10 protein-coding genes are annotated in these 15,335 nt (G+C 34.1%); 5 read left to right on the top strand and 5 right to left on the bottom strand.

From position 1 onward, the window contains the following. The first annotated feature begins 90 nt into the window (after positions 1 to 90). From ACODSB_RS06740 to ACODSB_RS06730, 3 genes are all read left to right on the top strand, one after another. Entirely contained in the window at positions 91 to 1,725 is a 1,635-nt protein-coding gene (locus ACODSB_RS06740) for a S8 family peptidase (protein WP_488936466.1), read from the top strand. 65 nt (positions 1,726 to 1,790) lie between these two features. After that, positions 1,791 to 3,671: a M1 family metallopeptidase gene (locus tag ACODSB_RS06735; RefSeq protein WP_488936465.1), complete on the top strand. Its 1,881-nt coding sequence runs from the start codon at positions 1,791 to 1,793 to the stop codon at positions 3,669 to 3,671. A 281-nt stretch (positions 3,672 to 3,952) separates the two neighbouring features. After that, positions 3,953 to 4,342, top strand: a complete 390-nt coding sequence (locus ACODSB_RS06730) for a helix-turn-helix domain-containing protein (protein ID WP_180857134.1) — start codon at positions 3,953 to 3,955, stop codon at positions 4,340 to 4,342. A gap of 58 nt (positions 4,343 to 4,400) precedes the next feature. Here ACODSB_RS06730 and ACODSB_RS06725 read toward each other — a convergent pair whose 3' ends face one another. After that, positions 4,401 to 5,597 (bottom strand): DUF418 domain-containing protein, encoded by a 1,197-nt coding sequence (locus ACODSB_RS06725; RefSeq protein ID WP_488936464.1) that lies wholly within the window; start codon positions 5,595 to 5,597, stop codon positions 4,401 to 4,403. A gap of 179 nt (positions 5,598 to 5,776) precedes the next feature. Beyond that, complete coding sequence (locus ACODSB_RS06720) at positions 5,777 to 6,715, bottom strand: L-threonine 3-dehydrogenase (protein WP_053472846.1); 939 nt, start codon at positions 6,713 to 6,715, stop codon at positions 5,777 to 5,779. 313 nt (positions 6,716 to 7,028) lie between these two features. On the opposite strand from ACODSB_RS06720, the gene ACODSB_RS06715 reads away from it, so the two are divergent. Both ACODSB_RS06715 and mfd read left to right on the top strand, forming a co-directional pair. After that, entirely contained in the window at positions 7,029 to 7,637 is a 609-nt protein-coding gene (locus tag ACODSB_RS06715) for a hypothetical protein (protein ID WP_488936463.1), read from the top strand. Then, positions 7,630 to 10,995, top strand: a complete 3,366-nt coding sequence (mfd, locus tag ACODSB_RS06710) for a transcription-repair coupling factor (RefSeq protein ID WP_488936462.1) — start codon at positions 7,630 to 7,632, stop codon at positions 10,993 to 10,995. Before ACODSB_RS06715 ends, mfd begins: the two co-directional genes overlap by 8 nt. Positions 10,996 to 11,064: 69 nt before the next feature. On the opposite strand, the gene ACODSB_RS06705 is transcribed toward mfd, so the two are convergent. From ACODSB_RS06705 to ACODSB_RS06695, 3 genes are all read right to left on the bottom strand, one after another. Beyond that, positions 11,065 to 11,571, bottom strand: a complete 507-nt coding sequence (locus tag ACODSB_RS06705; RefSeq protein ID WP_488936461.1) for a DUF6169 family protein — start codon at positions 11,569 to 11,571, stop codon at positions 11,065 to 11,067. Beyond that, the gene (locus tag ACODSB_RS06700) at positions 11,555 to 11,704 is read right to left on the bottom strand and encodes a hypothetical protein (RefSeq protein ID WP_488936460.1); all 150 of its coding nucleotides are present in this window, start codon (positions 11,702 to 11,704) and stop codon (positions 11,555 to 11,557) included. The genes ACODSB_RS06705 and ACODSB_RS06700 overlap by 17 nt, the downstream gene beginning before the upstream one ends. Before the next feature lie 187 nt (positions 11,705 to 11,891). After that, positions 11,892 to 15,263, bottom strand: a complete 3,372-nt coding sequence (locus ACODSB_RS06695; protein ID WP_488936459.1) for an Ig-like domain-containing protein — start codon at positions 15,261 to 15,263, stop codon at positions 11,892 to 11,894. Between the last annotated feature and the right edge of the window lie 72 nt (positions 15,264 to 15,335).

Genomic DNA, 15,335 nt, shown 5'->3' with positions numbered 1-15,335 from the left:
TTCATAACACAGTGTTAACAGTTAGCTTTTTGTAACAAAAAAGCATAATTTAGACCCCACTTTTAACTTTTACAATTATATTCTAGATACATGAGTCATATAAAACCTCTCAAATTATCTGCTTTTGCATTACTTGTTTTAGCAGGTTGCAGCGCTACTTTACAAGCGCAAGTTTCAACTTCTAAAGAATTTATTACAGCGCCTTTAGCGGTTGTAAAAAAAGCTCCGGTTAGTGAAAATGAATTAAAAAGATGGAGTCATCTTGATTTAATAAAAGATTCTATTCCGGGAATGAGTGTTGATAAGGCTTACGCCGAATTACTTCAGGGTAAAACAGGAAAAAAAGTTATTGTAGGAATTGTAGATTCTGGTGTTGATATTGAGCACGAAGATCTTAAAGGAATGATTTGGACTAATCCAAAAGAAATTCCAGGAAACGGAATCGACGATGATAAAAACGGATTCATTGATGATGTTCACGGATGGAACTTTCTTGGAAATGCTGTTGCCGAAAATCTTGAAATGACCCGTATCATTAAAAAGAAAGATGACGGTTCTGCAGAATACAAACAAGCTTTAGAACAATATACTAAAAAATATGAAGAAGCTTTAAAAGACAAAGAACAAGTAGATTTTTTACTTGATGTTCATGCAACAATCAAAAAAGAGCTTAATAAAAAAACATATAAAGTTGAAGATTTAGCAGCGATTACTTCTACAGATCCAAAAGTAGCAAGAAGTAAAATGATCATGACTCAAATTTTCACAAACGCAGGACCAACTTTTGATCCTGAAGCTGATTTTGAAGAATACAGAGAACAAGTTTACGATCAGTTAAACTACAACTTAAACAAAGAGTTTGACGGAAGAAAAGTGGTAGGCGATAATCCTGAAGATATTAAAAACAACCATTATGGAAATAATATTGTTTTTGGTCCGGATAAAGAAAAAGCACTTCACGGAACTCACGTTGCCGGAATCATTGCACAAGTTCGCGGTAATAATTTAGGCGGAGACGGAATTACAAATAATGTTGAAATCTTAACAGTTAGAGCAGTTCCAGACGGAGACGAATATGATAAAGATATCGCCCTTGCAATTCGTTATGCAGTTGATAATGGTGCAAAAGTGATCAATGGAAGTTTCGGAAAAAGCTTTTCTCCGCACAAGCAATGGGTTTACGATGCCATTAAATATGCAGCAAAAAAAGACGTTTTAATTGTTCATGCAGCGGGTAACGATGGTTACAATATTGACGAAACAAAAAATATTAATTATCCAAACGATTCTCAGGACAATATTAAAGAATTTGCTGATAACGTAATCACAATTGGTGCTATTAACAAACAATATGGAGAAACTGTTGTAGCAGGATTTTCAAACTTCGGAAAAATAAATGTAGACGTTTTTGCTCCGGGTGAAGAAATTTATGCAACAGTTCCAAACAACAAATACAAATACTTGCAGGGAACTTCAATGGCGTCTCCAAATGCGGCAGGTGTTGCAGCTTTGATTCGTTCTTATTATCCAAAATTAAAAGCTTCTCAGGTTAAGAAAATTTTAATGGATTCTGGTGTTGCACTTCCTGCAAAAGTAGTTCTTGGTGAAAACGAAAATCCAAATGAAAAACCAGTTGCAGTTTCTTCTGCAGAATCATCAAAAACAGCAAAAATGGTAAATGCTTACAACGCTTTATTAATGGCTGAAAAAATGTCGAAGAAATAAACAATATATAGAATACTAATCCAATGGAAGAGCCGCAGCTCTTCCATTTTCATTATTAAATTAACATGCGAAAAATTATTTTACTTTCTTTTTTGAGCTTAGGTTTAAACGCTTCTTTTGCCCAAAGTACCCCATATTGGCAGCAGCATGCCGACTATAAAATGGAGGTTTCAATGGATGTAAAAAACTATCAGTATAAAGGGAAACAAGAATTGGTTTATACCAATAATTCTCCTGATACATTAAGAAAAGTGTTTTATCATTTATTCCCAAATGCTTTTCAGCCGGGAAGTGAAATGGACGCTCGTCTTCATTTTATCAAAGATCCTGACGGAAGAATGGTAAATAAAGTAAAAACTGCTGACGGAAAAGAAGTAAAACAAAGCCGTATTGAATCTTTGAAACTTAATGAAATTGGGTATTTAAAAATTTCTGATTTCAAACAAGACGGAATTTCAGCGCAGACAAGAGTTTCAGGAACTATTTTAGAAGTGATTTTACCTAAACCAATTTTGCCAAATTCAAAAACCACTTTCACTTTAGGTTTTGATGGTCAGGTTCCGGTACAAATTCGTCGTTCTGGAAGAAATAATTCTGAAGGTGTTGAACTTTCAATGTCACAATGGTACCCAAAATTAGCCGAATTTGATTTTGAAGGATGGCACGCAGATCCGTACATCGCAAGAGAATTTCACGGTGTTTGGGGTAATTTTGATGTAAAGATTACAATCGATAAAGACTATACCATAGGAGGTTCTGGATATTTACAAGATAAAAACACAATTGGTCATGGTTATGAAGATGCTGGTGTAACAGTTGTTTATCCTAAAAAAGCAAAAACATTAACATGGCATTTTATTGCGCCAAACGTTCACGATTTTACCTGGGCAGCTGATAAAGAATACACACATGATATTGTAAAAGGACCAAATGATGTTGATTTGCATTTCTTCTACAAAAACAATGAAAAAACAACTGCAAACTGGAAACAGTTAGAACCTTTAATGGTAAAAGTAATGGATTATTACAATCATAGAGTTGGAGCATATCCGTACAAACAATATTCATTTATTCAGGGCGGCGACGGCGGAATGGAATATGCAATGTGTACTTTGATGTTAGGAAACGGAACTCTTGAAGGAATTCTTGGAACTGCAACTCACGAATTAGGACACTCTTGGTTCCAGCATATTTTGGCTTCAAACGAATCAAAACACCCTTGGATGGATGAAGGTTTTACAACTTACATCGAAGACAGTGCTTTGAATGAATTAAAAGGAGATAAAAAAGAAGCAAATCCGTTTAAAGGAACTTATGCTGCTTATTATAGTTTAGTTAATTCTGGAAAAGAACAGCCACAGACAACACACGGAGATCGTTACGATGAAAACCGTCCTTACAGTATTTCATCTTATGTAAAAGGATGTATCTTTTTAGCACAATTAGAATATGTAATTGGGAAAGAAAGCCTGGACGCTACTTTAAAAAGATATTTCAACGACTTTAAATTCAAACATCCAACTCCAAATGATATCAAAAGAACTGCAGAAAGAGTTTCTGGAGCAGAGTTAGATTGGTATTTAATTGACTGGGCGCAAACTGCTAATACAATTGATTATGGAATTAAAGATGTTGCTGATAATTCAGGAAAAACAACAATTACTTTAGAAAGAATTGGAAGAATGCCAATGCCAATCGATCTAAAAGTGGATTATACAGACGGAACTTCTGAAAACTTCTACATTCCGTTAAGAATGATGAATTTCATTAAACCAAATCCAAACCCGAATGAGAAAAGAACAGTTGTAGAGGATTGGGCTTGGGCAATGTCAAACTACAGTTTTACAATTGACAAGAGCAAAACAGCAATCAAAAAAATTACAATTGATCCAAGCGGATTAATGGCTGATGTAAAACCTGCAAATAATGTTTTTGAAGTGAAATAATTTACTTTATAAAATAATAAAAGCCCTTAAAATTAATTTTTTAAGGGCTTCTTTATTTAATTCAAACCATGTGTTAAACGGAAACAAAACAGGATCAATAATATTTGAAACATAAAAGCTTCAGAATATTTTTTACTCAATACTTGTATGAAAAATTGTATTTTTGTTATTGCGAATAAAATACAGATCATAAAGAAACTATTTAAAATTGTTTCTTACCGAAACAATGTGTTTTTTACCAAAAACTATTTTGCAAAAAGAATTTTAAATATCTTTGAATTATGAGCACACTAACAAAACCAAATCATATAGGGCGAAAAATAAGCCGTATTCGTGAACTTCGCGATATGAAGCAGGAAGCTTTGGCACAAGCTTTAGGCACGAGCCAGCAGACTGTTTCAGCTATTGAAAACAGCGAAACAATTGATGATGAAAAACTTCAGGCAATTGCCGAAATATTAGGCGTAACTGTTGAAGGAATTAAAAATTTCTCTGAAGAAGCGGTTTTAAATATTATTGGAAATACATTAAATGACGGAAGTGTTATTAATGGAAATGCATATCACTGCAATTTTAATCCTCTTGATAAAGTTGTGGAACTTTATGAGCGTTTGGTTCAGTCTGAAAAAGAAAAAGTTGAATATTTAGAGAAATTATTGAAGGGAAAATAATTCACAAAATTAAAATAAGAAGAGGATATGTTTTTGCATATCCTCTTTTTTTTCAAATTCATACTGTTTTTACTTCCGAAATAATATCAGATTGCTTTTTCTTAAACGGAAACATCTTTCTGTAACTTAAAACTCTCCACAACCACTCAACCGGGCCATAATTGAATTTTGAAAGCCACCATTTACTTATAAAAAGCTGAATTGTAAAGACAAAAATGGCTAAGAAAAAGTAAAACCAATACGGCAGCGTATTGTAAATTTTGAAACCAATCCCGGAGAAAAGAAAACACGCAATAATATTTTGCATCAAATAATTGGTCAGTGTCATTTTACCGCTCACTTTAAAATAGCTGAAAATTGTTTTCAGTTTTCCGTTAGTATACAACAAACAAATTCCAGATGCAATGCATATCATTGTATTTATTATGATCCAAAAAACGGGATGAAAAACAGGGAAAGTTACTTTCTGCTTAATTGCAATTTCAAAAAGAACACCTGCAATTATTGCTAAAATCAATGTTATCAAAAAAGTTCTTTTTAATAGTTTTTTAAATTCAGGTAAACGATTAAAAAAGTTAATTTTTTGAGCATAAAAACCCAAAAGCATAAGCGCAAACATTACAACATGAACCGTAACGGCATAAACGAGATTAATCATTTCCTGATAATAAGTTCCCAGTAAATTAAATTGGAATACATCAAGCCAATTATCAGAATAAAATAATTTTAAATATTTAGCAGTAGATTGTACATCTGGCAATGTTTGTTTTACCGAATTAATATAAGCAGTAAGAAACGGAACAGATAAAAGAAGAATTCCAGATGTTATTAAAATTGTTTTGGGAGAGCTTCTGTAAAAGAACAAAAGCAGCAACCCTAAAAAAGCATAATCTTTTAAGATATCACCAAGCCAAAAAGCAGAATTTATAAAAGCAAAAACAAACAGAATAAACATCCTCCAGCAAAAAAAGGAAACGGGATTTTTACCTTTTTCGGCAACATTATTAATAAGAACGGCAAATCCGTAACCAAATAAAATGCTTAAAAGAGTCCAGGATTTAGCAGAAAAAAAGTAGAGATTGAAATAGCTGATAATATCAGAAAAAATGCCTTTTTTCATGATAAAACGCTCTAATCCGATGTATCGGAAATCGACATAATTTCCTATTGCAACTCCTAATAAAGCCCATCCCCGTAAAATATCTACAATAGCGGTTCTTTTATCTTCCTGAATGGGCTGAAATGAATTTGTCATAAATTAAAATGGTTTTTTGGGGTATAAATATTTTTGGTTTAATGTATTCAAATGTAAGAAAATAATCAGCAAATAAATTTTTATAACATTATGTGAAATCAAAATAAGGCATAAAAAAATCTCGTTTAAAATTCATTTCTGAAAATTAAACGAGACTTATTTTATTTTTATTTATGGTCTTAACTCAAATGTTCAATCATATCTTTAGTCATGGACTCTAAATCAAATTTATGATTCCATTTCCAGTCTTCTCTTGCAGAAGAATCATCAATACTTGCCGGCCAGCTGTCCGCAATTTTTTGACGGAAATCTGGATTATAAGTAATTTCAAATTCAGGAATATGTTTTTTGATTTCGGCAGCAATTTCAGTTGGAGTAAAACTCATTGCCGCTAAATTGTATGAAGAATGTATTTTAATTTCTTCTGCCGGAGCTTTCATGATATTGATAGTTGCTTCAATCGCATCATCCATATACATCATCGGCATTTTTGTTTCAGATGATAAAAAGCACTCGTATTTTTTATCGGCAATAGCCTTATAAAAAATATCAACCGCATAATCTGTAGTTCCGCCGCCCGGTGGAGTAGACCAGCTTATTAAACCCGGATAACGAATACTGCGAACATCAACACCATAAATATTATGATAATATTCGCACCATCTTTCACCCGCTTGTTTGCTAATTCCGTAAACCGTTGAAGGTTCCATAATCGTATATTGCGGTGTATTTTCTTTTGGAGTTGTCGGTCCAAAAACAGCAATACTTGAAGGCCAGAAAATCTTTTGAATTTTTTTAGCTTTCGCCAGATTCAAAACATGAAAAAGCGAATTCATATTCAAATCCCATGCAAAAGCCGGATTTTTTTCTGCCGTTGCAGATAAAAGCGCAGCCATCAAATAAACATCAGTAATTTTATGTACTTCTACTAAATGTTCAATTTGATTAAAATCTAAAGCATTAACCACTTCAAAAGGTCCTGAATTAACAACATCAGTATTTAATTTTCGAATATCAGAAGCGATCACATTTTCGGTTCCGTATAATTTACGCAGTTTTTGCGTCAGTTCAGTTCCAATCTGACCGCAGGCGCCAATGATTAATATTTTTGGATTCATTTGTTTAGATTTAGTGTTGCAAATATAACGTTTTCGCAAATATCAACGTTTTTTCAAACATTAAATTATAAAATTAACAATGATAAAGATCGTTTTTTAGATTATTCACTATTCAAAAACGTTAAATGATATGAGGTTTAGCCACAGATTACACAGATTAAAATGATTTTTTTAATTAATTTGAAGAAAATAATCCATTAAATCAGTGAAATCTGTGGCAAAAAAATAACCTTGATTTATAGAATCTTTAGTAAAAAACACAATTCGTAATTGTAAATTTACTTCGTAACTTTGCACCCTAACATTTTATCAAATGAAATATAAAATAGCGTTGTTTTTACTCTTGATTTTTGTACTTCAATCATGTCAAAATGAGAATGAAAAACGTCTTGCCGAAAATGCTAAAGAAGCTAAAAAGAACGAAAAAATCTTTAACAATATCAATAAAGCCTGGATTTTTATAGACGAACCAATAAACGAGGTTTCAGAACAAAATGTAAAAGGCTGGACAGAGTGGCGTGATTTCCTAAAAGAAATAGGAGACAAGCCGAGAAAAACTATTGGCGCTTTTCAAAAAAAATCAACAGCGATTTCTAAAAAAGCGATAGCTTTAAATAATAATATTCCATCACAATTTAATCAGCCGCAAATAAAAGCAAGGATCGCTATTTTGATTACTAAAGTCAAAATGATGGATTTATTTATTCATTTAAATCAAATTCCAGATGATAAAGTTGCTTTTTTAATTGGCGAAATAAATAAGGAGTTAGTTTCGTTAGAAAGACAAATGGATAAAATTGTCGAAAAAGCAAAAATTCCAAAAGAAGAAGGAGAAGCTGATTTCCTTAAAATGTTAGACACAACCCGCGCAATCCCGAATTCTGCGCCTCCAATAGATCAAAATTTACCAAGAGTTGAGTAAAAACGCCTTATATACGATATACGACAATTTGCCAAAAGCGCAGCAAATTGCAGCCAATTTACTGGAAGGAAATCAGATAAAAATGCACCTTCAGGGTTTGCTGGGATCCGCAGTTTCCTTTGTAATACGCTCTGTTTTTAAGAAAACAGAACTGCCTTTTTTGATTGTTTTAGACAACAAAGAAGAAGCCGCATATTACCTAAACGATCTGGAGCAGATGATTGGCGAGCAGGATGTTTTGTTTTATCCTGCTTCATTTCGTCGTCCGTATCAAGTTGATGAAACAGACAATGCGAATGTTTTGCTTCGTGCTGAGGTTTTAAACCGAATTAATTCCCGAAAAAAACCGGCGATAATTGTTACGTATCCCGAAGCACTTTTTGAAAAAGTCGTTACACGTCAGCAATTAGATAAAAACACTTTAAAAGTAGCGCTTAACGATAAAATTTCGATTGATTTTATCAATGAAGTTTTGTTTGAATACGAGTTTAAAAGAGTTGATTTTATTACAGAACCCGGAGAATTTTCGGTTCGTGGGGGAATTGTCGATGTCTTTTCTTTTTCAAACGATCATCCGTATAGAATTGAATTTTTTGGAAATGAAGTGGACAGCATCAGAAGTTTTGATGTAGAGACGCAATTATCTGTAGAAACGCATAAAAAAATCACGATTATCCCGAATGTTGAAAACAAGATATTTCAGGAAAACCGCGAAAGCTTTTTAGATTATATTGCCGAGAAAACAGTACTGTTTATTCAAAATACTGACGGTCTTTTTAGTCAGTTAGACAAGCAATTTGCAAGGGCAGAAGAAGCTTTTGGAAAACTTTCGAAAGAAATAAAACATGCCGAACCGGAGCAATTATTTTTAAATCAAAGTTCGTTTATAAAACGCGCCTTAGATTTTTCGATTGTTGAATTGGCTTCAAAACCAATTTTCAAAACCACTAAAAAATTCGAATTTCATATTCAGCCTCAGCCATCTTTCAACAAACAATTTGATTTGTTATTGAATAATTTGAGCGACAATCATTTTAACGGATATAAAAATTATTTGTTCTGTTCGAATGAAACGCAGGCAAAACGTTTTCATGATATTTTTGAATCTTTAGATGAAGCTAATTCAGAGAATATCAGAAAACAGTATAATACCATTGTATTGCCTTTGTACCAAGGTTTTATTGATGAAGAAAATCAAATAACAGCTTATACAGATCACCAGATTTTTGAGCGTTATCATAAATTCAACATCAAAAACGGCTATTCTAAAAAGCAGAATATTACCTTAAAAGAATTAACCGCACTTTCGGTTGGTGATTATGTAACGCATATCGATCACGGAATTGGAAAGTTTGGCGGATTACAGAAAATTCAGGTAGAAGGCAAAACGCAGGAAGCTATTAAATTAGTTTATGCTGATAATGATATTGTTTATGTAAGCATTCACTCGCTTCATAAAATCTCTAAATACAACGGAAAAGACGGAACACCGCCGAAAATTTATAAATTAGGATCGAACGCCTGGAAGGTTTTAAAACAAAAAACCAAAGCGCGTGTCAAACATATTGCATTCAATTTAATTCAGTTGTATGCAAAACGTCGTTTGGAAAAAGGTTTTCAATTTGCGCCGGATAGTTACCTTCAAAACGAATTAGAAAGTTCGTTTATTTATGAAGACACACCGGATCAAACCAAATCGACACAAGAAGTAAAAGCCGATATGGAAAGCGATCGCCCAATGGATCGTTTGGTTTGTGGCGATGTTGGTTTCGGAAAAACGGAGGTTGCCATTCGTGCTGCTTTTAAGGCGGTTGACAATAGCAAACAAGTTGCAGTTTTGGTTCCGACGACGATTTTGGCGTATCAGCATTACAGAACTTTTTCGGAGCGTTTGAAAGATATGCCGGTTACAATTGGTTACTTAAACCGATTTAGAACTGCGAAACAAAAAACGCAGACGTTAAAAGATTTAGCCGAGGGAAAACTTGATATCGTAATTGGAACACATCAATTAGTAAATAAAAATGTAGTTTTTAAGGACTTAGGTTTATTGATTGTTGATGAGGAACAAAAGTTTGGAGTTAACGTAAAAGATAAACTCAAAACCATTGCAGCCAATGTTGATACATTGACCTTAACGGCAACGCCAATTCCGAGAACGCTTCAGTTTTCGTTAATGGCTGCTCGAGATTTATCGGTAATTACAACGCCTCCGCCAAACCGATATCCTATTGAAACGAATGTGGTTGGTTTTAATGAAGAAATTATTCGTGATGCGATTTCGTATGAAATTCAGCGAAACGGACAAGTTTTCTTTATCAATAACCGAATCGAAAATATAAAAGAAGTTGCCGGAATGATTCAGCGTTTGGTTCCAAATGCAAGAGTCGGAATTGGTCATGGACAAATGGACGGCGCCAAATTAGAGGATTTGATGTTAGGTTTCATGAACGGAGATTTTGACGTTTTGGTTGCTACAACGATTATTGAAAGTGGTCTTGATGTGCCAAATGCCAATACGATTTTCATTAACAACGCTAACAATTTCGGATTGTCTGATTTACACCAAATGCGTGGCCGTGTCGGACGAAGCAATAAAAAAGCATTCTGTTATTTCATTTGTCCGCCGTATTCTTCAATGACCGAAGATGCCAGAAAACGTATTCAGGCTTTAGAACAATTCAGCGAATTGGGAAGCGGTTTTAACATTGCGATGAAAGATCTTGAAATTCGTGGTGCTGGAGATTTATTAGGAGGAGAACAAAGCGGTTTCATCAACGAAATTGGTTTTGATACGTACCAAAAAATCATGAACGAAGCGATTGAAGAATTGAAGGAAAACGAATTCAAGGATTTATATCCGGAAGAAAATAATATCGACACAAAAGAATACGTAAAAGACATTCAAATCGATGCCGATTTTGAGCTTTTATTCCCAGATGAATATATCAATAACGTTTCGGAACGTTTGGTTTTATATAACGAATTAGGTGCGATAAAAGATGAAGCTGGTTTACAGGAATTCGAAAGAAAACTGATTGACCGTTTCGGACCTTTGCCAAAACAAGCTATTTCATTGTTAAACAGCATCAGAATAAAATGGATTGCAACGAAAGTGGGAATCGAGAAATTAGTTTTGAAACAAGGAAAAATGATTGGTTATTTCGTTTCAGATCAGCAATCAGATTATTATCAATCGGTGAAGTTTAGAAATGTTTTAAATTTTGTTCAGAAGCATAGTAATCTTTGCAAAATGAAAGAAAAACAAACTGTGAATGGGTTACGTTTGTTATTGACTTTTGAGAATGTGAAGTCGATTAAACGGGCTCTTGAATTAATGGAGTTGTTTGAGGAGTAAGGTCATTAATTTTTTTTAAAATAATAAAACCGATATATTTCTTTATATCGGTTTTATCGTTTATGTTAACTATGGTTTTTCTCCATTTAAACTATTACTAATATTATTAAATGCTTCTTCAATGTTTTTAATATTGGCATTTTCTTTATGAAACATTAAAGAGGTATAAAGCCTTATCGTTTCATTATCAGAATTAAATTCAATAATATGATTAAGCTTTGTGATATAATCAGTCATAGAACTTTTAGTATACCATCTGTCAAAAGCAGAAAATCTTTGAAAGGCTTTTTTATCATTATCATCACAAACGTAAATCAATGCATCTTGAATACTTTCAAAAAAAGCGGTTATAATGTTTTTGATTGTTTCTGAAACCAATACATCAAATGGTGCTGGCTGAGCACTAATTTTGTCTATGGTTATTTGATAAATATTTCCGAGCTTTACGTTATCACTCACACAGGACGCTAATGTAAAATCTTCGTAAAAAGCAATTCTGTATTCAATTTGTCTTTTTGTGAAAAAACTATAATAACCAGAATCAGAATTAAAAGTATAATTATATGGTTTTAACAAGTTTGATACCTTTTGAAGTTAAGGTTTCGGCAGAAGTTTTTCCTTGTAAAAAAGAACGTACAGCAATTTTATCTTCTCTCATTTTGATAATTGCTTCTTTAATAACTTCTTTATTTACTGCTGTAGATTTCATATCGCAAAGTAACAGATTTAAGTTGGATATTGCAAAATTTGTAGTATTATTTTTATTATTTTGTTTTAATGTATTGATTGTTAAAATGTTTTTGGTATCAGATTTTTTTCTGCTATAAATTCGTGACAAAAAATAAAAAATGACGTATGAGATTATCATACGCCATTTAGTTTTAATCTAAAAAGAATTATTTAACGATCAGTTTTTTAGTCACTTTAAAATCTTTAGAAACAATATTTACAATATAAATTCCCGAAGCTAAACGATGATCGATTTTTCCGGAAGTTGAAAGTCTTTCAGATAAAACCGTTCTTCCGTTCATATCTGAAACAGAAATTGCAGCAGAATCTCCGTTTTCTAATTCTGGTAATAAAACATGAAATTCATTATTCGTTGCCGGATTTGGATAAATACCAATTACTTTTTCAGTTTCTGAAACTTCATTAATTGTTACGGCAGATTTTCCTGTTCCAACTGTTGTTGGCTCTAATTGCCATTGTGCGCTGTACCAACCGTCTTGCGAATTTCCGTATTGTGCAGAACCTGTTTGGTTTTCAACATGAATAATATTTCCAGTCTGCCATCTGTTTCTTAAGCGAACCCAAGTTCCGTCGATATAATCGCTAGACCATTGCGCGCTCCAGAAAGTAGTATCTGTTATATTAGATTGAACTGTTCCGGTTTGGCTTTCAATATTCATTAATTCACCAGTTGCCACATTTTTAAGAACGAAATAAGTAGCGTCAATTGCAATTTTCTGCCATTTATAGCTGTTGCCAGAAACTGTAGTTCCGTAACCAACATTTGCTCCGGCATCAGATAAATAGGCGCCTGTCCATCTGTTTTTAATAGTGTAATAATTTCCTCCTGTTGAAGTTGAAACGGTTACTGTGCATGTACTTGTTTTGTTTGCGTCAACAGTTGTAACCGTAATAGTTGCTGTTCCGTTTGCAACAGCCGTAATCAAACCTGAACTATTTACAGTTGCTACAGCTGTATTGCTTGAACTATAATTTACAGATTTGTTTGTAGCATTTGCAGGAAGAATTGTTGGCGTTAATTGCTGTGTTCCTCCAACAGATAATGATACAGAACTCGGACTCAAACTCACACTTGTAACCGCAACATTTGATGCATTTACCGTAACGGCACAAGTCGCTGTTTTTGCCCCTTCCTGAGTTGTAACCGTAATTGTTGCAGAACCTGCAGCGACAGCAGTTATCAATCCTGAACTGTTTATCGTTGCAACAGCAGTATTACTTGAACTATAAGTTACTGCTTTATTCGTTGCATTTGAAGGATTAACAGTTGGAGTTAATTGTTGCGTTGCGCCAACCAATAATGTTGAAGATGTTGGTGATAAAGTTACGCTTGTAACCGCAACAACAGTTCCCGGATTTGAATCGTACCAAGTCGTATTCATGTACCAGCCTGTTTTGTTTCGGCTTAAATCGGCAGTTTGGTTTGTTCCGTCGTTAAAAATTAAATTAGTTGACGTTACATTTGTAAATGTGTAGCTGTACCATCCATTTCCGGCATCGGTCATGTTTACGCCCGGCCAGTTTACAGCTGCTAAAACTCCTGTTGGGAGAGCATTCCAGTAATAAATTTTAATTCCTGTTCCCCAGTTTGATGGTTTATAGAAATACACTGTAAAATTAGTATTCGGATTTACAGTAATTGTCGCCGAAGCTGTTTTATTTCCGTCTTGCGTAGTAGCTGTAATAGTAGCTGTTCCTGCAGAAACTGCTGTTACAAGTCCGATTGAATTTACGGTTGCAATTCCAGTATTACTTGATGACCAAGTAACAGTTTTATTAGTTGCATTTGCTGGTGAAATTGTCGCTGAAAGCTGCTGTGTATTTCCGGCATACAAACTTGCTGTAGTTGGCGAAACGGCTATAGAAGAAACAGGAATTGCAGCGACAGTTATAGCTGAAGTTGCTGTTTTATTTCCATCAACTGTTTTTACCGTAATAGTTGTTGTTCCTGCTGCAACGGCTGTAACTAAACCAGAAGCATTTACAGTTGCAACAGCTGTATTACTTGATGTCCATGTTAAGTTTTGATTTGTTGCATTTGCCGGAGCAATTGTTGCGTTTAATAGTTGTGTAGATCCTAAACCAACAGTTACCGTTGTTGGACTTACAGAAACTCCTGTAACGGCTACAACTGGAGCATTTGTATTGGTTAAAACCAAATATTCATAAGCAGAAAATGTTCTTGTTGCACCTGTGGTTAAAGTTACCGAAGCGTTGTTGTTATATGGATTTACGTAAGTTCCTGCTAAAGCCGCCGGAATTACATACGATTTTGAAGCATTTCTCAAATTCGACATTACAATAACTTTTTCTGAACCTAATGTTTTAGTGAAAATACTAATATCATCATTTGCATACGTGGTTAAATCTCCACGTCTAATGGCAGCACTTGTAGTTCTAAAGTTTAGGATTTTTGCGAAATCTGCAGCAGCGGTTGGATTTTGAGACCAGTTGAATTTAAAGTTTGTCCAAGGCCAGTCTGTTTTTGGTTCGTAGTCGATTTCCTGTCCGCTCATTAAAAAAGGAACACCTTTCATATAAGCCGAAACTAAGAAATTAGCAACGATTCCGTTATGACTTTTGAATGGAATAATTGGTCTTCTTACGCCATCATCATTGGTATAAGTATCATGATTACCAGTATATCTAACGATTTGCTGGTTTCCAGTCGCTTTAGCATATTCATAAGTGGACTGGTCCTGAAGTCTTTGAGAAACAGGGCCTCCATTAGCAATGTCATATAAACCGCTGTGAAACCATCTGTCACCATAATTCATGTCAAAACCAACCTGAAAGTTCTCTTGTCTGTCTCCTTCGGCTAACATTAATAAATTATGAGAAGAAATTCCTCTAAGATTTGAATTCACTTCAGACCAAAAATCTAAAGGAGGATTATTAGCATAATCGCAGCGGTATCCATCAATGTTGGCAGCGAAAATCCAATAGCGCATTGCATCTTTGATAGCTGCTCGTGTAGCTGAATTATTAAGATCAAGCGCCGCAATATCAGAGAAGTTTCCTAATTGCTGAATTGTTGTTCCGGTTCGCTTATAATATTCTGGATGCGAAACTGTCCAGACATTATCCCATGAAGTTCCGTTGATGGCAATATCTAAAATAACGGCCATTCCGCGGCTGTGAGCGCCATCGACTAGAGTTCTTAAATCCGCAAGTGAACCATATTCTGATCCTACGGCTTTAAAATCTTTAATACAATAAGGCGAAGCCGAACTTCGGGAATCTGTACCGTGCGGATAAATTGGCATTAAATAAATAACATTGGTGCCGAGTGCTTTTATATTGTCTAATCGGGCGGTTACTCCGGCTAAATTTCCGTTGGCACTAAACGGACGTATGTGAACCTGATACATGTTTACATCTCGTGTATCGGGTACGCCTGCAAATGGAGTTCCGTATTGAGGCGGATCTTGTGCATAAACTGAACTTGCAAATAATAATAGAAAACAGACTAGTGTTTTCGTAATATGAAATAATCTAGTGGTAATTTTGATTTTCATAGTAGTAGTTTTTTTGCATGCTTGTCAGCATTTCTTAACTAAAATTCATTCTCACTCGCATTGTTTTTAAAT

The sequence above is a fragment of the Flavobacterium sp. FG68 genome (assembly GCF_057808895.1).
Note: the sequence above shows the minus strand (reverse complement) of the source record. Positions and strands in the feature narration are given on the sequence as shown.

Bases quoted from the DNA above. Each gene is read 5' to 3' on its own strand.
- ACODSB_RS06740 (WP_488936466.1), top strand. From the start codon at position 91: ATGAGTCATATAAAACCTCTCAAATTATCTGCTTTTGCATTACTTGTT.
- ACODSB_RS06735 (WP_488936465.1), top strand. From the start codon at position 1,791: ATGCGAAAAATTATTTTACTTTCTTTTTTGAGCTTAGGTTTAAACGCT.
- ACODSB_RS06730 (WP_180857134.1), top strand. From the start codon at position 3,953: ATGAGCACACTAACAAAACCAAATCATATAGGGCGAAAAATAAGCCGT.
- ACODSB_RS06725 (WP_488936464.1), bottom strand. From the start codon at position 5,597: ATGACAAATTCATTTCAGCCCATTCAGGAAGATAAAAGAACCGCTATT.
- ACODSB_RS06720 (WP_053472846.1), bottom strand. From the start codon at position 6,715: ATGAATCCAAAAATATTAATCATTGGCGCCTGCGGTCAGATTGGAACT.
- ACODSB_RS06715 (WP_488936463.1), top strand. From the start codon at position 7,029: ATGAAATATAAAATAGCGTTGTTTTTACTCTTGATTTTTGTACTTCAA.
- ACODSB_RS06700 (WP_488936460.1), bottom strand. From the start codon at position 11,704: ATGAAATCTACAGCAGTAAATAAAGAAGTTATTAAAGAAGCAATTATC.
- ACODSB_RS06695 (WP_488936459.1), bottom strand. From the start codon at position 15,263: ATGAAAATCAAAATTACCACTAGATTATTTCATATTACGAAAACACTA.